Annotated in this window: 16 protein-coding genes; 8 read left to right on the top strand and 8 right to left on the bottom strand. The window is 72.0% G+C overall.

The genetic code is table 11. The features are described from left to right. Positions 1-9 precede the first annotated feature (9 nt). Positions 10-2,634, bottom strand: coding sequence for a glycoside hydrolase family 97 protein (locus tag G3I42_RS15220; protein ID WP_164286288.1), 2,625 nt, complete (start codon positions 2,632-2,634; stop codon positions 10-12). 361 nt (positions 2,635-2,995) lie between these two features. Here G3I42_RS15220 and G3I42_RS15215 point away from each other — a divergent pair, with 361 nt between their 5' ends. Continuing rightward, positions 2,996-4,741, top strand: coding sequence for a glycoside hydrolase family 27 protein (locus tag G3I42_RS15215; RefSeq protein ID WP_164286286.1), 1,746 nt, complete (start codon positions 2,996-2,998; stop codon positions 4,739-4,741). Positions 4,742-4,923: 182 nt separating this feature from the next. On the opposite strand, the gene G3I42_RS15210 is transcribed toward G3I42_RS15215, so the two are convergent. Next, positions 4,924-5,802 carry a LysR substrate-binding domain-containing protein gene (locus G3I42_RS15210; protein ID WP_164286284.1) on the bottom strand — a complete coding sequence of 293 codons (879 nt, stop codon included), beginning with the start codon at positions 5,800-5,802 and terminating at the stop codon, positions 4,924-4,926. 85 nt (positions 5,803-5,887) lie between these two features. Here G3I42_RS15210 and G3I42_RS15205 point away from each other — a divergent pair, with 85 nt between their 5' ends. Further along, entirely contained in the window at positions 5,888-6,481 is a 594-nt protein-coding gene (locus tag G3I42_RS15205; RefSeq protein WP_164286282.1) for a nuclear transport factor 2 family protein, read from the top strand. Between the two features lie 77 nt (positions 6,482-6,558). On the opposite strand, the gene G3I42_RS15200 is transcribed toward G3I42_RS15205, so the two are convergent. Beyond that, positions 6,559-7,377: an IclR family transcriptional regulator gene (locus G3I42_RS15200; RefSeq protein WP_343244548.1), complete on the bottom strand. Its 819-nt coding sequence runs from the start codon at positions 7,375-7,377 to the stop codon at positions 6,559-6,561. Positions 7,378-7,491: 114 nt separating this feature from the next. Beyond that, a complete protein-coding gene (locus G3I42_RS15195; protein ID WP_164286277.1) occupies positions 7,492-9,084 on the bottom strand; it encodes a bifunctional 3-(3-hydroxy-phenyl)propionate/3-hydroxycinnamic acid hydroxylase in 1,593 nt (530 codons plus the stop codon). A 107-nt stretch (positions 9,085-9,191) separates the two neighbouring features. Between G3I42_RS15195 and G3I42_RS15190 the strand changes: the two genes are divergently transcribed. The 5 genes from G3I42_RS15190 to G3I42_RS15170 all read left to right on the top strand — a co-directional run bounded on the left by G3I42_RS15190 (position 9,192) and on the right by G3I42_RS15170 (position 15,409). Beyond that, positions 9,192-10,151: an amidohydrolase family protein gene (locus tag G3I42_RS15190; RefSeq protein ID WP_164286275.1), complete on the top strand. Its 960-nt coding sequence runs from the start codon at positions 9,192-9,194 to the stop codon at positions 10,149-10,151. A gap of 110 nt (positions 10,152-10,261) precedes the next feature. Then, a complete protein-coding gene (locus tag G3I42_RS15185) occupies positions 10,262-11,719 on the top strand; it encodes an aldehyde dehydrogenase family protein (protein ID WP_164286273.1) in 1,458 nt (485 codons plus the stop codon). A 203-nt stretch (positions 11,720-11,922) separates the two neighbouring features. Continuing rightward, complete coding sequence (locus G3I42_RS15180) at positions 11,923-13,029, top strand: amidohydrolase family protein (RefSeq protein ID WP_164286271.1); 1,107 nt, start codon at positions 11,923-11,925, stop codon at positions 13,027-13,029. A gap of 109 nt (positions 13,030-13,138) precedes the next feature. Beyond that, complete coding sequence (locus G3I42_RS15175) at positions 13,139-14,323, top strand: amidohydrolase family protein (RefSeq protein WP_164286269.1); 1,185 nt, start codon at positions 13,139-13,141, stop codon at positions 14,321-14,323. Between the two features lie 354 nt (positions 14,324-14,677). Further along, a complete protein-coding gene (locus G3I42_RS15170) occupies positions 14,678-15,409 on the top strand; it encodes a GntR family transcriptional regulator (RefSeq protein WP_203606840.1) in 732 nt (243 codons plus the stop codon). A gap of 39 nt (positions 15,410-15,448) precedes the next feature. Here the strand turns inward: G3I42_RS15170 and G3I42_RS15165 are convergent, their stop codons facing one another. Continuing rightward, positions 15,449-15,997 carry an Lrp/AsnC family transcriptional regulator gene (locus G3I42_RS15165; protein WP_164286267.1) on the bottom strand — a complete coding sequence of 183 codons (549 nt, stop codon included), beginning with the start codon at positions 15,995-15,997 and terminating at the stop codon, positions 15,449-15,451. Positions 15,998-16,037: 40 nt separating this feature from the next. Between G3I42_RS15165 and G3I42_RS37590 the strand changes: the two genes are divergently transcribed. Further along, on the top strand, positions 16,038-16,376 hold the full coding sequence (locus tag G3I42_RS37590) for a TetR-like C-terminal domain-containing protein (RefSeq protein ID WP_164286265.1): 339 nt from the start codon (positions 16,038-16,040) through the stop codon (positions 16,374-16,376). 64 nt (positions 16,377-16,440) lie between these two features. Here the strand turns inward: G3I42_RS37590 and G3I42_RS15155 are convergent, their stop codons facing one another. From G3I42_RS15155 to G3I42_RS15145, 3 genes are read right to left on the bottom strand one after another with little or no spacing between them, the layout of a single operon-like run. After that, positions 16,441-18,438, bottom strand: coding sequence for an acetoacetate--CoA ligase (locus G3I42_RS15155; protein ID WP_164286263.1), 1,998 nt, complete (start codon positions 18,436-18,438; stop codon positions 16,441-16,443). Continuing rightward, entirely contained in the window at positions 18,435-20,036 is a 1,602-nt protein-coding gene (locus G3I42_RS15150; protein WP_164286261.1) for a bifunctional 3-(3-hydroxy-phenyl)propionate/3-hydroxycinnamic acid hydroxylase, read from the bottom strand. Before G3I42_RS15150 ends, G3I42_RS15155 begins: the two co-directional genes overlap by 4 nt. Positions 20,037-20,044: 8 nt before the next feature. Continuing rightward, on the bottom strand, positions 20,045-20,995 hold the full coding sequence (locus tag G3I42_RS15145; protein ID WP_164286259.1) for a VOC family protein: 951 nt from the start codon (positions 20,993-20,995) through the stop codon (positions 20,045-20,047). Positions 20,996-21,161 lie beyond the last annotated feature (166 nt).

The following is a 21,161-nucleotide window of genomic DNA, read 5'->3' as shown; positions in this document are numbered from 1 at the left end:
CGACCGGGATCAGCCGCGGCTCCACTTCTGGTTGGCGGCTCCGTTGCAGGGCCAGATGATCATCTGGGTGCCGTTCGCCGTGCCGGCGTCGTAGGCGTCCAGGCACTTGCCCGACGCCACGCCGACGACCGAGCCGTCGGACCTGACGCGCCACCGCTGACTCGCCGCGTTCGTGCAGTCCGTGATGATGACGGCGCTCCCGTCGGCGGTCGCCCCGCCGCTGACGTCGAGGCACTCGGTCGGGAAGACCCGGAGCTGGTTCGAGGCGGTCGACGTCCAGGTCTGGTTGGCGCCGCCGTTGCAGTCCCACAGGGCGGGCCGGGTGCCGTTGTCCGTCCGGCCGCCGGGCACGTCCAGGCAGCGCCCGGAGCCCGTTCCCTTCAGGGGAGCGGCGACGGCGTCCCGTGCCCACTTCTGAGCGGCCGCCCCGTCGCAGCCGCGGATCACCAGCGCTGTACCGGCGGAGGCAAGGCACTTGCCGGAGCCGGGGTTGAGGACGGACCCGTCGGACCGGACGGTCCACTGCTGGGCCCCGGTGTTGTTGCAGCTCCAGATCTGCACCGCGGTCCCGTCGGCGCTCGCTCCTCCGTCGACGTCCAGGCACTTGCCGTCGAACACGGTGAGCTGCCGGGCCGGGGTCTGGGTCCAGAGCTGGTTCGGCTTGCCGTGGCAGTCGAAGAGTTGGACGTCGGTGCCGTCGGTCCGCGAGTCGTTGGGCACGTCGACGCACTGGCCCGATTCCTGGCTCTTGAGCACGCCGTCGAGAGCGGCGGAGCCGCACGTCGTCATCCCCGCGGTGTAGGGGCACAGGGCCGAGGCGAAACCGCCATTGCGTTGCAGGGGTACGGACAAGGTGTCGGCGGCCGAGACGACCTTCGTCTCCCGGACGAGCGGTCCGGGACCGTCCCGCACGGTCTCCAGCAGCCACTGGCCGCCGCCGAGGAAGCTCAGCGGCGACTGGTACGTCTTGGCGGCGACCGCCGAGATGCCGCCGACGAACCACCGGTCGCCCGCACGACGCGCCACGTAGGCCTCCTGACCGGGTGCGCCGCCGAGGAGCCTCGTCTCGTCCCAGGCCGTCGGGAGCTGATCCAGGATGCGCAACGCGTCCGGACGCGACTGGTAGCTCTCGGGGTTGTCCGCGTAGTGCTGCCACCCCGACTCGAACACCACAGCAGTCGCGAGTTCGTGGGCGTCGGTGGTGTCCCGGTTGCTCATGCTGAAGACGACCGGGGTGAAGTCCATGCTGGAGACGACGTTGCGGGTGAAGGGCAGCATCGTGTTGCGGGCGGCCCGGTTGTTCTGCTGCTCCGCGCCGTAGACCGCCTCCCCGGTCATGACGTGCGGCCAGGTGCGCTGCATCCCGCGTTCGGTGGCGGCACCGTGGAAGTTGACGAGCAGCTTGAGCTGCGCGGTCCGGGCGAGGACGGCGTCGTACCACTTCAGCGTGGGCTGCGTGTACTCGTAGCTGAAGTCGATCTTGACCCCCGCCACGCCCCAGCTCTTCACGAGGGGCAGCCAGTTGTCGCGCTGCTCCGCCGTCTGGAGGGCGGAGGAGTTGAACCAGGCGATGATCTTGACGCCGCGCGCACGGGCGTACTCCACGAGATCCGGCATCCAGCTCGACTGCCAGCCCTCGTCGACCAGTACGTAGTCCCAGCCGTGGTGCTGGGCGAAGTCGATGTACGCGCGCTGCCTCGCGGGGTCCGAAGGGCTGGAGTGCTCGGTCAGCCACGACCACGCGGAGGCGCCCGGCTCGATCCAGGAGGTGTCGCTCACCTTTGACGGCGGGGCCAGGTCGTCGACGATCGTGGACGTGGTGACGGTCGCCAGGTCGCCGACGGCCGCGGTGCGCCACGGGGTGGACAGGGGCAGTGTCGCGGTGACGGGCGGGCTGGTCAGGCTCGTCGTGTACGTGGCCGACCCGGCGGTGTGCGCCAGCCGGCTGCCCGCGTAGCGGCCGTCGAGTGCGGTCTCGGCCAGCAGGGCGTAGTTCGATCCCACCTGGAAGAGCGCGGGTACGGCGTAGTCCCCGGCCGCCGCTCCGCCGGCGGTGGTACGCACCCACTGCCCCTGGTCCTCGCGGTGGGCGGGCACCAGCCAGGCGTTGGCAGCGGACGGGACGGTCCAGGACGACGCCTCGCGCTGGACGGTCACGTTGCCGGAGCCGGGCAGGACGTACCGGTAGGCGGCACCGGTGCCCGACACCCGCACCACCACGTCGAGACGGGCCCCGCCTGTCCCGGTGAAGGACAGGGTCGTCTCGGTGTAGTCGGTGCGCTGGGAGCGCTTCTTGCCGGTCGTCATCGTGTACGCCTCGGTGACCGTCCTGTCCTGCCGCCCGGTGAACGTCAGGCCCTTGGTCAGGTCGGCGGAGCCGGTCACGATGCCGAGGGGGGAGGGGCTCAGCACGGCGGCTCCCTGACGGGACACGGCGAAACGCAGCTGCCCGCTGTCACCGTCCAGGCCGACCTCCGCGGCGACCGCCGTGGCACCGGCGGGGCCGGTGACGGTCCAGGACATGCTGGGAGCGGCGACCGCGCGGGAGGCGGTCGCCGGCAACAGGGCGACCGTGAGGGCGACGACTGCCGCACAGACGATCAAGAAAGCGGTGCCGGCTCTTCTTTCGGGCATGCGGAACCTCCTTTGAATGAGGAAACGGTGCCGCACAGTCTGGAGTTGTATTTGATTCCCAGTCAACGCTCCGTACCGAATGAAGGGGAAAACGCCTGAAAGCGGTCGACCGTCTGAAACGCGGCGCTCCGGAACGGCGGAAAAATCCTGTTCACAACCCTGTTTGTCCCCGCACACATAGACGCCCCCTCGGGGTGCGCGTACAACAAAGCGTGAGTTTCCGTATTGCGGTGTGGCGCTTTTTACCCACGGTGAGACGCCGGGCTAATTCCCGTACGCGTGCCCGGCGACGACGACCCCCGGTCGACAACCACGGCCGTCCGCAACTCCTGACGCGAAGCGAACCGACCAAAGGAGAGGCATGTCCCCACGCAGGCTCGTCGCGACGGTTGCCCTGGCATCGTCGCTGCTCCTCTCCACCCTCGTGGGCTCGACGCCCGCGCAGGCCCAGGACAACGGGGCGTCGCGGACGCCGCCGATGGGGTGGAGCAGCTGGAGCGCCATCAGGAACAACCCGACCGAGGCCAAGATCAAGGCCCAGGCTCAGGCAATGCACGACTCGGGCCTGATGTCCGCGGGCTACAAATACATCAACCTGGACGACTACTACATCAAGAACCCCGGCACCACCGTCGACCAGTACGGTCGCTGGGCCGTCGACACGGCCAAGTTCCCGGACGGCATGAAGAACCTGGGCGACTTCATCCACGGCCTGGGGGAGAAGTTCGGCATGTACGTGACGCCGGGCATCCCGAAGGCGGCGTACGACCAGAACACCCCGATCGAGGGCACGTCCTACCACGCACGGGACATCGTCTCCAGCACGTCGACCTTCGAGTCGAACTACGGCGGGTTCGGCAATGTCATGTACTTCATCGACTACAACAAGAACCCCACTGCGGCACAGGCGTTCGTGAACTCGTGGGCGAACCTGTTCGCCTCCTACGGAGTCGACTACATCAAGATCGACGGCGTGCACACCAGCGACCAGGACGACGTCATCGCCTGGTCGAAGGCGCTCAACCAGACCGGCCGCACCATCCACTACGGCCTGTCGAACACCCTGGACATCAACAACATCAAGACCTGGCAGCAGTACTCCAACAGCTGGCGTACAGGGGGTGACATCGAGTGCTACTGCTCGACCCTCACCAACTGGAGCAATGTCGGGCCGCGTTGGGCGAACCTGGCACAGTGGGGGCAGTACGCCGGTCCGGGTGGCTGGAACGACCCGGACTCGATCGAGGTCGGCAACGGCGACCACAACGGCCTGACGGTGAACGAGCGGCAGAGCGTGATCACTCTGTGGGCGATCACGCGGTCGGTGATGATGCTGGGGAGCGACCTGACCAACCTGGACGCCGGTGACCTCAACATGCTGAAGAACGCCGAGGTGACCAACGTCAACCAGACCGACTCCGTGGTGGCCAGCCGGATCTCGGACAACAACGATCTGCAGGTGTGGGCCACGAGGCAGAAGAACCCGGACGGGAGCTACACGGTGGCGCTGTTCAACCGTTCCGACCGGGCCGGCAACGAGACGGTCACGGCCAACTTCTCCGACCTCGGGTTCAGCGGTTCCGCCACGGTGCGCAACCTCTGGGGCAAATCGAACGAGACTCTCACCAACTCCGTCAGCCGGAGCCTGGCCCCGCACGAGTCCGCGTTGTTCAAGGTCACCCCGTCCGGCTCGGCGACCCCGGTCGGCGGCAACCTGACCAGCGGCCTCTCCGGCCGCTGTGCCGACGACCCGGACAGCACCCCGGCGAACGGCACGCAGCTGGAGGTGTGGGACTGCAACGGCGGCGCCAACCAGAAGATCACCTACAGCTCCTCGGCCAAGACCCTGAAGGTGCTCGGTAAGTGCTTCGACGCCCACGGCGGCGCTGTCACAGCCGGTACGCACGTGGAGATCTACGACTGCAACGGCGGCGCCAACCAGCAGTGGAACGTCAACTCCAACGGGACGATCACCGGCGTGCAGTCCGGGCTCTGCCTCGACGTCACCGGGACCGCCAACCCCAACGGCGCCGGCCTGGAGTTGTGGGACTGCAACGGCGGCGCCAACCAGAAGTGGACCCTCGGGACCGGCGTCAAGGTGGCCTGACGCACCGCGTCGTGCCCCCCGTGCCCGAGGAAACGGGCTGTCCGCGCGGACCTGCCACTGGTCCGCGCGGACGCTGGGTCACTGGACAAGTGCGGGTGCGCAGAAGCGCCTTGGACACCGGCCGCCGCTCCGGTCCGCCGACCGGCCGTGAAGCCCCACGGGCCGGAATCACAGCTGCCGCTTCAGAGGGAGGGGACGCCGTCGAGGTAGGCGCGGACCGCTCCTGCCGTCTCCTCGCGCCTGCCGAGGACCAGCAGGTCCGGTCCCGGTGGTGCGCCGTGCAGGGGACGGTAGCGAAGACCCGGCAGGGCGATGTGTTCCGTGGCGGTCGGAACGACGGCCACGCCGATACCGGCGAGGGCGAGAGCGAGGGCGCCGAGCGTGCTGCCCGCCACGCGGACCCGGGAGCGGTCCTCCTCGGCGGCGGGCCAGAGCCGGGAGAGGACCGTCTCGTCCTCCGCCCCGCTCGCGAAGACGATGAGGTCGTGGGCGATCAGGGCGGAGGTGGTGACCGAGGACGCGTCGGCCAGCTCGTGGTCGGCGCGCAGGGCGACCGACAGGGGAGTGGGGGCGCGGCGGGTGACCCGCAGGCCGTCCGTGTCGCCGAGGCTCAGGTCGGGGCAGTAGCCGAGGTCGAGCGCGCCGTCGCGCACCGCCTGGACCTGGGCGACGGGCGGCAGTTCGGTCAGCGCGAGGTCCACGCGCGGGTGCGCCCGGCGGAAGTCGCGCAGGTCGTCCGAGAGGACGCCCTGGAGGACGGCGACGCCGGAGAAGCCGATACGGACCGACCCCGTCTCGCCCCGCAGCGACTCCCGGGCCACCCGCAAGGCGCGGCCGGCCTGTGCCAGCACCCTGCGCGCCTCGGGCAGCAGCAGCGCACCGGCCTCGGTCAGCTCGACGTGCCGGCTGGTACGGGAGAACAGGAGCCCGCCCGCCTCCCGCTCCAGCGCCTGTATCTGGGCGCTGAGCGTGGACTGGGTGACGTGCAGCGACGCGGCGGCCCGGCCGAAGTGCCGCTCGTCCGCGACGGCGACGAAATAGCGCAGGTGCCGCAGCTCCATCACATCTCCTGTCCATCGCTGTCACCGATCAGTCGATCGTATCTTTCGGTTGGACCTATCGCCCGGCCGGATGCAGGCTGGACGCATGAACGTGACATCTCAGGACCGACAGGACATCGCCGACCTCATGACCGGGTGGATTCACCGGGACCTGGGGGAGTGGGACCGCCTGAAGGGCCTCTTCCACCCCGACGGCCAGATCGAGATCACTTGGTTCGAGGGACGGGCGTACGACTTCGTGGACGCCTCCGCCCGGATGGGCGCCTCGGCCTTCCGGACCAAGCACCTGATCACCGCGCCCGTCGTGACCTTCTCCGCCGACGGGACCCGCGCCGTCAGCGAGACCAACGCCGTCATCATCGGCGAGAACGTCGACCTGCGCCTCGGCTGCGAGGGCCACAACCGGTTCATCGACCGCCTGGAGAAGCGGGACGGAACCTGGCGCATCAGCGACCGCAAGAGCGTCTACGACTTCGGCACCTTCACCTTCCCCACCGGGATCGTCGACATCGACGCGGAGGCGGCCGCCCGGTACCCGCGGGAGTACGCCGCCCTCGCCTACCTCCTGGAGGCCAGCGGATTCCCGGTGGGCCGGGTCTTCGCGACCAAGGGCAGCGACCTGGAGCGGGACATCAAGAAGTCCGCCTCCGCCTGGCTGGAGGAGCCGGCCCGCGTGTGACCGCCACGGCGGCAGGGCGGGCCGCCCGGTAGCCCGACCACCTCGGCGGAAGCCTCGTCACCGGGGGCGGCGGGTTCTCACAGCTCCGCCGAGTACCCCAGGTCGTCCGACATGGCCCGCGTGGAGTGCAGGAGTTCCCCGGTCAGGCGGGGCAGGTCCTCCTCGGTGGCGACGCGGCTCGGCATCACGAGCGTGACCACGAGCGGGAAGGAGTCGCCCGCCGTGAACACGGGCGCCGCCAGCGAGGTGACGCCGGGGATGACGCCGCCCACGGTGGCCGCGACACCGGAGCCCAGGACCTCGGCCCTGATCGTCCGGGCCCGCTCGCGGGTCGCCGCGTCCAGCGTCTCCCGCTCCGCCTGGCCGCGCAGCACCGGCTCGGTGAGCTGCGCGGGAAGGTAGGCGAGGTAGACCCCGCCCATCGCCGAGTTCAGGAGCGGCATCGTGGCACCGGCCCGCACCGTGATGGGCAGGGCGTGGGCGCCGTACTCCCAGCGCACCACGACGGGTCCGTGGTCGCTCCAGACCGACAGGTTCACCGCGTGCGAGGTGCGCTCCCGCAGCTCGGGCAGGTGCTCGCTGACGAGGGCGACCTCGTCCATGCGGCGCAGCGACTCGACGCCGAGCCGCCGCATCGCGGGGCCGAGGTCGTACCGCCCCGAGCTGCGCGACTGGGCGACGAGCCCGGTCCTTATCAGGCTGACCAGGTAGCGGTGCGCCTTGCTGGGCTGCATCCCGCTGGCCGCGGCGATCTGCGTGAGGCTCAGCGGGCCCCGCCCCTCCTCCAGGGCGCGCAGCACCGTCATCGCCAGCTCGACGGACTGGATTCCCTGCCGGGCAGGGGATGACTCGGTGGGCTCGGAGTCTTCGGGATCGGAGGAGAGGCGAGGGGTCACAGGGGCGATCATAGTGACCGCCCCGGCGGCCGACGCCCCTGGCCGTCCGGCCGCACCCGCTACGCGCGGCGCGCGCACGTGCCGGTACGGGCACCGCGCGCGCCGGCGCTCGTCTCAGGCCGCCACGGCACCCTCGTCGAGCGCGTCCAGGAGTTCCGCGACGAGGGCCGCCGTCGCCTCCGCGCCGTCCGCCGTCCCGTAGACGTAGAAGTCCGGACGGACGAGGACGGCCGAGCACCCCAGCTCCGCGAACCAGCGCGCGTAGGTGCCCTCCGCGTCCTCGACGACGGCCGCCTCCGGCAGGCCGTCGGCCTGCCCGCCGAGCGCGACGACGCGCACACCGGCCCGGCGCAGTTCCGCGGGCAGCGACGCGTCCCGGAGCGTGTCGCCCCCCGCGATGAGGTGGAAGCCGCCGCCCACGACCTGGTCGAGCAGGCCCCGTCGCGTGCCGTCGTCGACGACGCCCTGCACCGACAGCTCGCCACGCCCCGCGCACGCGGTCCGCGAGAGCAGGCCGCCCTGGAGGCTCGGGAAGCGCATCGGCTCGGGCGCCGAGGAGGCGGCGCGCCGGGCGAGGAGCGTCCGGTCGCGTTCCGCGGCCAGCTCGGGGTCGCGGAGGGTCTGGAGGTGGCCGAGTTCGATGCCCTTCTCGGTCACGGCGCGCACGTGCGGTTCGCGTTCCGCCTGGTACGTGTCGAGCACCGTGTCCGGGGCCGTCCCGCGCAGGACGTGGTCCAGCTTGAAGGCGAGGTTCTGCGCGTCGCGGAAGCCCGAGCACATGCCCTGCCCGAGGAAGGGCGGCATCTGGTGCGCGGCGTCCCCGGCGAGCAGGACGCGCCCGACGCGCCAGTCGTCGGCCACGAGCGAGCGGAAGGTGTAGGTGGCGACGCGGATCAGCTCGGCGTCCTCGCCCGTCAGGTAGGGGGCGACGCGCTTCCACACGCGCTCGGGGGCGCGTTCGGTCTCGAAGTCGTCGACCGAGTCGAGCATGAAGCTGAAGCGGTGGTGGTCCGGGCCGAGCGAGATGATCGAGGTCGGGCCCGCCGGGTCACCGAGTTGCAGCGCCATCGGCACGCGCGTCGCGCGGCGGAAACGGAAGTCGCAGACCATCCAGGGCTCGGAGAAACCGTAGTCCTGGAGACCTGTGCCGAGCGCCGAGCGGACGAAGCTGTTGCCGCCGTCGCAGGCGATCACGTAGCGCGCGGTCACCTCGTCGCGCCCCTCGGGGCCGTCCACGGCGAGCGTGACGTGCCCGTCGGACTGCTCCAGGCCGACGACGGAGCGGGAGTGGCGGACCTCGACGTTCGGCAGCGAGCGGCAGAGCCCGTCCAGCGCCTCTTCCAGGTCCGGCTGGTACATCATGTTCCACTCGGGCCAGCCGCTGCGCCCCACCTCGGCGAAGGACTGCTCCATGAGCAGGTCCCCGCCGCCGTTGCGCCATTCGTAGGTGCGCTGCACCCGGACCTTCGGCAGCAGCGTGTCGGCGATGCCGAGCCGGTCCAGTGTGCGCATCGTCTCATCGTCGAAGCTCGCGGCCCGCGGCAGGTTGTACAGCCCCGCGTACCGCTCCAGGACCAGCACCCGGTGCCCGGCACGCCCCAGCAGGCTGGCCACCGCCATGCCCACCGGGCCGTATCCCACCACGGCCACGTCCACCGGCGCGTCCTCCACGGCGTGACCCACCCCAGCGTCTTCCGTACCCGTCATCGCGCACCTCCGCTTTTCCACGCTTCACAAGGGTTGACACCGAGGGAAGCTACGTTTCACTATCCATGAAGTCAATGCATATAAGTGAAACGGACAGGAGCGCTCGGATGCGGACCATCGGCCTGGAAGAACACTTCGTGACCCCGGAACTCGTGGGGTACGGCGCCGGGTCGGCCTCGATCGCGCAGCCCGACCGGTGGCGCGAGGCGTCCCGGAAGCTGCTCGACCTGACCGGCGAGCGCCTGACCGAGATGGACGCGGCGGGGCTCGACGTACAGGTGCTCTCGCTCAACGCCCCCGGCATCCAGGCGGAGCCGGACGCGGCGACCGCCGTCGCCAAGGCGACGCAGGTCAACGACCTGCTCGCGGGGGTCATCGCGGAGCACCCCGACCGCTTCGCCGGCTTCGCCGCGCTGCCCCTCCAGGACCCCAAGGCCGCGGCCAAGGAGCTGGAGCGGAGCGTGCGCGAGCTGGGGCTGCGCGGCGCGCTCGTGAACGCGCACACCCAGGGCCGTTACCTCGACCACCCGGAGCTGCGCGTCGTGTGGGAGATGGCGGAGGGGCTCGGCGTCCCGCTCTACCTGCACCCCGCCAACGGTGTGGACACGCCGCACGTCCTGGAGGGGCACCCCGAGCTGATCGGGCCGATGTGGAGCTGGGGCACGGAGACCGCCTCGCACGTGCTGCGCCTCGTCTTCGGCGGCGTCTTCGACGACTTCCCCGAGGCGAAGCTCCTGCTCGGGCACATGGGCGAGGCGCTGCCGTACGTCCTGTGGCGTCTCGACTCGCGCTGGGACTTCCACAACCGCCACGGCGTCGAGCTCGCCCGCGAGAAGCCGTCCGCGTACCTGCGGCACAACCTGTACATCACCACGAGCGGTGTCTGCTCGGCCGCCCCGCTGCTGTGCGCCCTGCTCGCCCTCGGCTCCGAGCACATCCTCTTCGGGACCGACCACCCCTTCGAGGACATGGCGACGGCCACCGAGTTCCTGCGCACCGCGCCGGTGAGCGAGGCCGACCGTGCGAAGATCGCCCACCTCAACGCCGAGCGGCTGCTCGGCCTCTGATCCCCGGGCGCCGCTGCCCGCCTTGCCCCACCCACCCACCACCGTCCCCCTCCGGGGAGTTCTCCCACTCCCTTGTTCCACTTGTTCCTCCCCGACAAAGGAGTCGCACCATGACCCGAGAGCACACGGCACGCCACTGGATCGACGGCGAGTGGGTCACGTCCTCTCAGACCTCCGACAGCGTCAACCCGGCGACGGGTGACGTGATCGGTACGTACGCGGACGCCGACGCGGCGGTGGGGCAGGCGGCGATCGACGCGGCGGCACGCACCTTCGCCGAGAGCTCCTGGCGCGTCGACCCGATGCAGCGGGCCGCCGCACTGAGCCACCTCGCGGACGCCTACGAGGCGCGCATGGGCGAGGTCATCGAGACGCTGTGCGAGGAGAACGGCAAGCTCAAGGGCGAGGCGGGCTTCGAGACCCACTTCATCCTGCGCGCGCTGCGCTTCGCCGCCGGACTCGCCGTGCACCCGCACGGCCACGTCACCGACACCGCCCCCGGCAAGCAGGCCATGTCGATCCGGCAGCCCGTCGGCGTCGCCGGGATCATCGTGCCGTGGAACTCGCCGGCCTACCTCTGCATCCGGGCGCTCGCCCCCGCGCTCGCCGCCGGGTGCACCACCGTCGTGAAGATGCCCGGTCAGGCGGCCCGTACCGCAGCCCTCATGAGCGAGATCCTCGCCTTCGTCCCCGAGCTGCCCAAGGGCGCCGTGAATGTCGTCATCGAGTCCGGTGCCGAGGTCGCGAGCCTCCTGGTCGACTCCCCGGACGTGCCGGTCATCAGCTACACCGGCAGCACCAGGACCGGCCGGATCATCGGGCAGAACGCGGCGGCCCGCTTCAAGCGGGTGGGCCTCGAACTGGGCGGCAAGACCCCGCACCTGGTCTTCGCCGACGCCGACCAGGACGCGGCACTCGCGACCGCCGTCCAGTCCTGCACGGTCTTCGCGGGCCAGTTCTGCATGACGGGCAGCAGGATCCTCGTCCAGCGGGAGATCGCCGAGGAGTTCACCGCCGCGCTCGCCGCCCGCCTGGAGAGCGTGCGTCCCGGCCCGGCCGCCGACCCGGAGAGCCAGATGGGCCCGCTCATCGACAAGGCGTCGGTCGCACGGGTCGACGGTGCCGTCGAGGCCGCCCTCGCCGCGGGTGCCAAGGCCATCGTCCGGGGCGGCCCCAGCACCGCGCCCGAACTGGCGGGCGGCGCCTTCTACCACCCCACGCTCCTGTCGGTGTCCGACTCCTCGCTGCCGATCGTGCAGGAGGAGACCTTCGGCCCCGTGCAGACGATCCAGGTCTTCGACACCGAGGAGGAGGCGATCGCCCTCGCCAACGACTCCGAGTACGGCCTCAGCGCCTGCGTGTGGAGCCAGGACGTGAACCGCCCCATGCGGGTGGCGCGCCAGTTGGAGGCAGGTCTCATCTCCATCAACAGCTGGGCCAACCTGACCGTCGAGTTCGAGGAGGGCGGCTTCAAGTCCAGCGGCGTCGGCCGGCTCGGCGGCCTCGCCTCCGTCGAGGACTTCCTGGAGTACAAGCAGATCGTCCAGGACTACGCGCCCGCCCACTGACCCGGGCACACACGCCGGCTCGTCCGTCCTGGCGCACAGGGCCCGGACGGACGACCCGGCGAGCGCGTCGCACAACCGAATAGAGGCAAGGCCAGTACCGCAGCAAGCCCCCGCCCCGGCCGCACCCTGTCCGAGGTCCACACCTCGCGGCCGGGGCGGGCTGTTCGTGTCGCGCACCACCTCACCAGGAGGAACCACCGCACATGAGTACTCGCCCCTGGAGCAGACGCCAGGTCCTGAACACCGCGGCCGGCGGCGGAGCCGTGCTCGGCGCCTCCGCGCTGCTCGGCACCGGCACCGCCGAAGCACACGGCCGGACGCCCGCCCACGGTGGCCACGGCCGCCGCGAGAAGATCATCGCCATCGAGGAGGCCGTGATACTGCCCGGGCTCATCACCCAGGGCACGGCCCTCAACGGTGCCATCCCCTTCAAGCCCGAGGTCACGGCGGACTGGTTCAAGCGCCTCCCCGACATCACCGAGTACCGCCTGGCCGACATGGACGCCAACGGCGTCACCATGCAGGTGCTCTCGCTCACCCCGCCCGGCGTGCAGATGCAGCCGGACGCGGCGATCGCCGTACGGGACGCGAAGGTCGCCAACGACGCGCTCGCCGAGATCATCGCGGCGCACCCCACTCGCTTCGGCGGTCTCGCGGCACTGCCCCTCCAGGACCCGAAGGCCGCGGTGCGAGAGGCCGAACGCGCCATCCGCGAACTGGGCATGGGCGGCTTCCTGGTCAACGGCCACACCAACGGGCAGTACCTGGACGAGCCCCAGTTCCGGCAGGTGTGGGCCGCCCTGGAGGACCTCGGCGCGGCGATCTACCTGCACCCCACGCCCGCCCCGGCCGGCGACTGGGACATCCTCAAGAACCGGCCCGAACTCGTCGGCCCGCTCTACAGCTGGGCGGCCGAGACCGGTGGCCACGCCCTGCGCGTCATCGTGGGCGGCGTCTTCGACGACTTCCCGAAGGCCAAGCTGATCCTGGGGCACATGGGCGAGTTCCTGCCCTTCCACGCCTCGCGCCTGGACGTCCAGATCCAGAACATCAACACCAAGGTGCCCCTGAAGCGCAAGCCGTCCGAGTACCTGCGCCGCAACATCGCCATCACCACCTCGGGCGTCATGGACGACACGATGCTGCACGCCGCCATCGCCGTGATGGGCATCGACAACGTCATCTTCGCCATCGACTACCCCTTCGAGAAGACCGCCCAGGCCGTCGGTTTCCTGCGCGGGGCCAAGCTGTCCTCCGCGCAGCGCGCGAAGATCGCCCACGGCAACGCCGAACGCCTGCTCCACCTGTGATCCCCGCTTCACATACCGCGTAGCCATATACCGCCTGTTATCACATATGACAGGTGTGTCTCCGGCAGATCTCCCCTACAAGATCCGTCCCTGACAGAAAGGCACGACGATGTGCATGAACGACAGGAACCGGCGCGACTTCCTCAAGACCGCGGCGGTCACCGGAATCGCCGCGGCGGGCGTCCTGGCGGTCCCCGCCGCCGCGCAGGCGGCGCCGAGCACCGCTGACGCGAAGGAGAAGATCGCGCTGACCAATGTGCGCGTCTTCGACGGCACCTCGCTGACGTCCCCGCGCACCGTGGTCATCGAGAACGGCAGGATCGGCCTCACCGCTCTCGGGGCGCGCAAGATCGACGGCGGCGGCGCGACCCTGCTCCCCGGCCTGATCGACGCCCACATCCACCTCCAGGACCTCAGCACCCTTCAGCAGCTGGCGAGTTACGGCGTGACGACCGCCCTGGACATGGCGACCTTCCCGCCCGCGCTCGTCGACTCGCTGCGCGGACGTCCCGGACTGACCGACATCCGCAGCGCGGGCACCCCCGCGGTCGCCCCCGGGAGCCCGCAGAGCCAGATCCCGACCTTCCCCGCCGACGCGGTCCTGAGCGGCCCCGACCAGGCCACCGCGTTCGTCCGGGCCCGGATCTCCGAGGGCTCGGACTACATCAAGATCATCATCGACGTCCCAGGGCTGTCCCCCGAGACGATCAAGGCCGTGACCGTCGCCGCGCACGTGCGCGGCAAGCGCGTCATGGCCCACGCCACCACCGCCGCCTCGGCGGGCGTGGCCCTCGACGCGGGCGTCGACATGATCCACCACGTCCCCATCGACACCGCGCTGACCGCCTCGGCCGCGACCCGCTACACCACCTCGGGCACGGTGTCGGTCCCGACGCTGACGATGATGGAGGGCTTCGGCGGCCTCGGCATACCGGGCATGGACTACGCGGCGGCGGAGGGCAGCGTCGTCGCCCTGCGCCGCGCCGGCACGCGCATCCTCGCCGGTACGGACTCCAACGCCACCCCCGGTGTCCCGGTGCACCCGGCGTACGGGCAGAGCCTGCACCACGAACTGGAACTGCTCGTCCGCGCGGGCCTGACCCCCCGCGAGGCCCTGCGCTCGGCCACGAGTCTGCCGGCCCAGTCCTTCGGCCTGCTCGACCGCGGTGCCATCCTCCCCGGCTACCGCGCCGACCTCCTCCTGATCGACGGCGACCCCCTCGCCGACATCACGGCGACCCGCGCCATCCAGCGCGTCTGGGTCGGCGGCACGGAGTACACGCCGGTGGCCTGAGCCCGGCCCGGCGGGGCGGCGTACTCGGGTCGCCGCCGCCTCCGCCGGGCTCGCCCGCCGCTGCCGCCCGGCTCGCCCGCCCCGTACACGGCGGGCGAGCCCGGCGAACGCCGAGCCCCGTACCCCCACCGCACCGCACCGCCTGAGCAGGGGGTATCGGCGCTGCCGTTCGTGGACGCGGGCGCGGCGCGGGGGACAACAACACGGGTGACGGGCCCGTCTTCACCGGTACGGGGCGACCTCGCTCGTGGGCCGTCCCGTACCGGGCACTCGCCGCTGCCGCTATCGTCGGGCCGACCGCACCCGCGCCGGGGACCCGCTCCCCGCGCCCCAGGCCCGAAAGCAGGCACCCCGATGAAGCCGCCCGTCCAGCCGATCGAGGCCCGTTCCGTGCCGGACCTGGTCACCGAGGAGTTGCGTCGCTCCATCGTTTCCGGGGACCTGGCGCCCGGCGAGACGTTCTCGCTGCGGAAGATCGCCGCGATGCTCGACGTGAGCTTCATCCCGGTCCGTGAGGCGCTGCGCAATCTGGAGGCCGAGGGCCTGGTCATCACCGAGCCGGGCCGCAGCGCTCGCGTCGCGCCCCTCTACCTGGAGGACCTCCAGGGCATCTACCGGCTGCGCCGCGGTCTCGAACCGGAACTCGCCGCCCGCTCCTGCGCGGTGATCGCCGACGCCGAACTCGACCGGCTCCAGGCCGTCGCCGCCGGTTTCGGCGACCCGCACCACACGATCCAGACGGTGTACGACACGCACCACGACTTCCACGCCGCGCTGCTCGCCCCCGCGGCGACCGCGTGGGACCTGCGCGTCCTCCACTCGCTGTGGCGCGCCGCCGAGCGCTACATCCGTATCGGTTTCAGCAAGACCGAGCCCGACCCGCGCGTGAACCCGGAACGCCGGCACGTCCACGAGACGATCGTCGACGTCTTCAGGCGGCGCGACCCCGGAGCCGTCGCCGCGGCCGTCCTCGACCACCTCAACCGCAACGAGCGGACAGCGCTGCGCGCCCTGTCCGACGACCCGTACGTCGGGGAGAGGCGGGAGGCGTCGGACGTGCGGGAGGCGAGACCGGCGGGGCGCTGAGCGGCCGCCCCGGCCCGCCCCCGGGAGCGGCGGGCGCCCTCAGGACGAGAGGTGCCTCGTGCCCCTCTCCCCGCCGCCACCAGCCGCGTTCCCCCCGCTCGCGGCCCTGCCCCCGCCCGCCGCCCTGCGCAGCAGGGGCGTCATCCGGTACTCGACCAACTGCCGCATGACCAGAGCCGTGTTGGTGCGCTCCACGCCGGGGCGGGCCAGGATCTGCCCGGCGACGCGGTACAGATCCTCGGCGTCCCGCGCGACGACGTGCACGAGCAGATCGCTCTCGCCGGTCAGCCCGTGCACCTGCACCACCTCGGGGATCGCCGCGAGCGCCGCCGCGACCTCGTCGAGCAGCCTCTGCGCGACGTGCGTCGTGACGAAGGCGGTGAGCGGGTAGCCCAGCGCCGCCGGGTCGACGCGCCGCTCGAAGGAGGCGACGGCCTCGTCCCGGTCCAGCGCCGCGAGCCGGGCCTGCACGGTGTTGCGGCTCAGCCCCGTGCGCTCGGCGAGGGCCACGGTGGTCGCGCGGGGCTCGGCGGAGAGAGCGAGGAGGAGCCGGGCGTCGGTGGGATCGATCCGTGTGTCCTTGGGCACGCTGCGCACCTTCCCGTGCGTCGCCCAGGAATCCTGAGCGGTGCGCACTGTTATCACGGAGCTTCTTGCGCACATTCTGACCGGGCGGCCCGCCCAGGGGCAACGGCCCCGGGCAGAGAGCGGATTCGCCCCGCGCCCCGAGGCGGCCCGGGCCCTGCACGAGTCCCTGCTCGCGCAGGAGGACCTCGGCGTCTTCGTCGCGCGGGCCGTCGCGCGGGGCGAGCTGCCCGGGACGCCCGAGGCGACGCCGTTCCTGCCGCAGCTCTTCTTCGCGGGCTGCTTCACCCGGCCGCTCTTCGAGAACGCCTACGCGGACGAGGAGTACATCGTCGAGTTCATCGACTCGGTGATCCTGCCCGTCCTCAAGTACCGCCCCTGAGCACGGGACCGGGCGGCGGCGCTCGCGCACACCGCACTTGAGCGCCGCCCCCCCCGTACCGCCCCTACGCCCCGGCCCTCGCGTCCGCCGACGCGTAGCGGGCGAAGTACTCCAGGGCCGCGTAGTCGTCCACCGCCTCGGGGTTCACCACCCGCTCCGGGGCCGCGCCCTGGAGGATTCGCTTGACCGGGATCTCCAGCTTCTTGCCCGTGCGCGTGTGCGGGACGGCCGGGACGGCGATCACCGTGTCGGGGACGTGCCGCGGGGAGGCCTGGGTGCGCAGCGCCGTGGTGATCTCCTTCCGCAGCGCGTCGTCCAGCTCGTGGCCCGGTTCCAGGACGACGAACAGTGGCATCCAGTAGTCCCCGTCCGGCAGTTCGGCGCCGATCACCAGGCTCTCGCGGACGGCCGCCAGCTCCTCGACGACGGCGTGCACGTCGGCGCTGCCGAGCCGTACGCCGCCCCGGTTGAGGGTCGAGTCGGAGCGGCCGGAAAGCACCAGCCCGCCGTGGTCCGTGACGGTCAGCCAGTCGCCGTGGCGCCACACACCGGGCCACCGGTCGAAGTAGGCCCCGCGGTAGCGGCTGCCGTCGGCGTCGTTCCAGAAGTACACCGGCATCGACGGCATCGGCCGGGTGACGACCAGCTCGCCGACGTCGCCCCTGACCGTCCGGCCCTTCTCGTCCCAGGAGTCGAGGGCGACCCCCAGGAGCGGCACCGACAGCTCACCGGGGCGCACCGGCACGGTCGGCGCGCCCCCCGCGAAGCCGGTGACGACGTCGGTGCCGCCGCTGACGGAGGTGAGCTGCACGTTCTCCCCGACGTGGTCGCGGGCCCACAGGGCCGAGGCGGCAGGCAGCGGGGCGCCCGTGCAGCCGATGGAGCGCAGCGCCCCGAGGTCGTGGTCGCGGCGCGGGGAGAGGCCCGCCTTCTCCGAGGCGAGGAGGTAACCGGGGCTCACGCCGAGGGCACTGACCCGGTGTTCCTCGGTGAGCCGCCAGAGCCGGTCGGCGTCCGGGAAGGTCGGGCTGCCGTCGTACAGGACGATCGCGGCACCCACGAGCAGTCCGGAGACCAGCAGGTTCCACATCATCCAGTTGGTGTTCGTGTACCAGAAGAAGCGGTCGCCGGGGCGTACGTCGTGGTGGAGGCCGACGACCTTGTGGTGCTCGACGAGGACCCCGCCGTGGCCGTGCACGATGCCCTTCGGGACACCGGTGGTGCCGGAGGAGTACAGGACCCACAGGGGGGCGTCGAAGGGGAGGCGGGCGAACTCGGGCTCCGCGTCGGCGGCGGTCGCCTCCGCCCAGGTGACGGACGGGCCGCCGTCGTTCTCCTCCTCGGTCACCGGCAGCCCCAGGTTCGGCACCCGTACCAGGTGGCGGACGCTGGGCAGCGCGGCCCGCAGCCGGGCGCTCTCCGCGCGCCGGTCGTACTCCTTGCCGTTCCAGCGGTAGCCGTCGGCCGCGAAGAGCACGACGGGTTCGAGCTGGCCGAGCCGGCCCGCCGCGCCCGCGGTCGCGTAGTCCTGGCCGCAGGCCGACCAGACGGCGCCGACGCTCGCGGCGGCGAGGAAGGCGATCACGGCGTGGTGGGTGTGCGGGAGGTATCCGGCGACCCGGTCGCCGGGCCCGACGCCGGCCGCGCGCAGCCAGGCGGCGAGGGCGGCCACGTCGCGGCGCAGCGCGGCCCGGTCCGTCTCGGTGACTCTCCCGTCCTCGGACACGGAGATCAGCGCGACGTCCTCGTCCCGTCCGGCGCGCAGGGCGTGCTCGGCGTAGTTGAGGCGGGCGCCGGTGAACCAGCGGGCGCCCGGCATCCCGGCGCTGTCGTCGAGGACGGTGTCGTAGGGGGTGTCCGAGGTGATGCCCGACCAGTCCCAGACGGCGGACCAGAAGCCCGGCAGATCCTCCACGGACCACTGCCACAGCTCCTGGTACCCGTTGAAGGTACGGCCGGTGCGCTCGGCGGCGAACGCGGTGAAGCGGGCGAGCCGGGTGCTGTCGGCCTCGGGCCCTGGGAGCCAGACGGGGGCCGGCTCCGGGGTGGACGGGGTGCTCATGCGGCGATCCTCCCGGCGGTCAGCGCCTGGTCGAGACCCCGGACGAGGGCGGAGGTGCCCTCGGGGGAGCAGGCGGTGCCGTAGACGTAGTGGTCGGGCCGGACGAGGACGGCGGTCCAGCCGGCCGCGGACAGGTGCGGCAGGTACGTGCCGTCCACGTCCTCCGCGGTGTACGGGTGCTGCCCGGCGCGGCCCGCCGGGACGAGGTGCAGTATCTGGGCGTCGAGGCGGGCGAGCCCTTCGGCGCCCAGCGAGGCGCGCGGGTCCTCGGTCGTGACGAGGACGAAGCCCTCGTCGGTGACGGTGTCGAGCAGCCCGGTGCGGCCCGCGCGGGTGACGCGGCCCTGGAGGCTGAGCAGTCCGGCGCCCTCGCCCAGGGCGCCGTCGGGCGTGTGGTGCAGGAAACCTTCCGGCAACCGGGGCGGCGGTATGGGCGGCAGGGCGCGGTCCGGGTCGGCGTCGTGGGCCAGGAAGTGGGCGTCGCGCCGCCGCGCCGCCTCCGGGTCGGTGACGCAGATGACCCTGCCCAGCTCCACGGACATGCCGATCGCGTGCCGGATGTGCGCGGCGCGCTCGGGGCCGTACGTGTCGAGCAGGTCGGTGCCGGCGCGTCCGGCGAGCACGAGGTCGAGCTTCCAGCCCAGGTTGACGGCGTCGCGGATGCCCGAGCACATGCCCTGCCCCGCGAACGGCGGCATCTGGTGGGCGGCGTCGCCCGCGATCAGCAGGCGGCCCGAGCGCCAGCGGTCGGCCCAGCGGGCGGCGAAGGTGTACACGGCGCTGCGTTCCAGGACGCAGGTCTCCGGGGTGAGGCCCCAGGGTTCGAGCAGCCGCCAGGAGGTCTCCGGGGTGCTCAGTTCCGCCAGGGACTCCTCCGGCATCCGCATGAACTCGAAGCGGCGGCGCCCCGGTCCGCCGGACACGGCGGTGGTGGGCCGGGCCGGGTCGCAGACCTGGAGGTTGCCCGGTTTCCACGGAGTCCGGTCGTGCGGCAGGACGTCCACGATGAGCCAGTCGTAGGTGAAGCCCAGGTCGGTGAAGCCGGTGCCGATGCTCCGGGCGACCAGGCTGTTGGTGCCGTCGCAGCCGACCACCCACCGGGCGGTGAAGGCGTGCTCCGCGCCGTCCTCGGTGCGGGCGGTGACGGTGGCCCGGTCGGGGCCGTCCTCGGCCGACACCACGTCGTGGCCGCGCAGGATCGTCAGCAGCGGGTGGGCCGCCGCGGCCTCGGTCAGGGCCCGTTCCAGGTCCGGCTGGTGGAACATCGTCGACCGGGGCCAGCCGGAGCGTCCCGGCCCCGACCAGTCGAAACTGAGCAGCGTCTCGCCCGTGGCGTTGCGCCACTCGTACGTGTCGGCCGCCTGCGTGACGCCGTCGAGGGCGGAGCCGATGCCGGTCCTGGCGAGAAGCCGGGCCACCTCGTCGTCGTAGTGGACGGCACGCGGGCGGGCGTAGGGGGAGGGCCAGCGTTCGAGGACGGTGACGCGGTGTCCGGCGCGGGCCAGGTGCAGGGCCGTGGTGAGGCCGGTGGGCCCGGCGCCGACGATCAGGACGTCGCAGTCGCTCGCGGGCCCTCCGGCGTGGTGCGCGGTGGTCATGGCGCTCCTCACTCCCCGCCACCGTGAGCGCCGGTCATCAGCGCGGCGAGATCCTCGGGTTCGAGGAACGACGGGGGCGGGGGCGGCCCCCAGGCCCACAGGGACTTGGCGCCCTCGAAGTCGCCCGGCTTCCACAGGGCGTCGTCCACGATGCAGTCCAGGTCGGAGTAGTACTCGGAGAAGGTCCCGGCCGGGTCCTTCAGGTACCAGAAGAAGTTGGAGCCGATGTGGTGCCTGCCCAGACCCCAGGTGTGGCGCCCGGGGTCGGCCGCCAGCATCGCGGTGGCGCCGCGGCCGATCTCGTCCACGTCGTCGACCTGCCAGGAGGTGTGGTGCAGGAAGGCGACGGGCGCCTGCTGCACCAGGACGTTGTGGTGGTCGGTGGAGCAGCGCATGAACGCGGCGAGCCCGGTGACCCGGTCGCTGACCTTGAACCCGATGCCCTCCTGGAAGAAGCGCTGGGAGGCCTCCTGATCGGTGGAGCCGAGGACGACGTGCCCGAGCTTGCGCGGCCGGACCCTGCCCTCGCGCAGCACGCCGGGGGCCCGCTCGTGCAGGCGGGCGGCGACGCCGGGGAGGTTGTACGGGGTGGCCTCGGCCGGGGCCTGGTCGAGACGCGGGGCGATCTCGACCCGTACCAGCACCTCGGTGCCCGGGTCGACGGCGCTCACCCTGCCGGGGGCACGGTCGACGGGGACGCCCAGCCGGCCCAGCGCCGCGGCGACCCGGTCGAGGTCGTCCGGGTCCTCGGCACCCACGCCGAGTTCGACCAGGCGGCGCCGCGGCGTGTGCACGATGCGCAGCTGCTCCCCGCCGTCGACGGTCGAGAACAGCGCCGACGCGGCGGGGGCGCCGCTCTCCTCCGTGACGGGGTCGAGCCCGAAGTCGGCGTAATAGGCGGCAGTCTGCTCGACGTTCGGCACGCCCATGACGATCTGGGTCAGTCGGTGCAGGGACAAGGTGCGGGTCCTTCCATGGGCCGGGGGAGGAGAGGCGGTGCGGGCCGCCGTGTTGCGGAGCCGCCGCCGCGGGCGGTCGCGGGCGCGCTGGAGCCGCTGGGCTCGGCGGAACCGCCGGGTCCCGGCGGGGTGTTCAGTGGGATGCGGGGCGCCGGGCGGGGGCGGG

The sequence above is a fragment of the Streptomyces sp. SID11385 genome (genome assembly GCF_010548245.1).
Lineage (GTDB): Bacteria > Actinomycetota > Actinomycetes > Streptomycetales > Streptomycetaceae > Streptomyces.
Note: the sequence above shows the minus strand (reverse complement) of the source record. Positions and strands in the feature narration are given on the sequence as shown.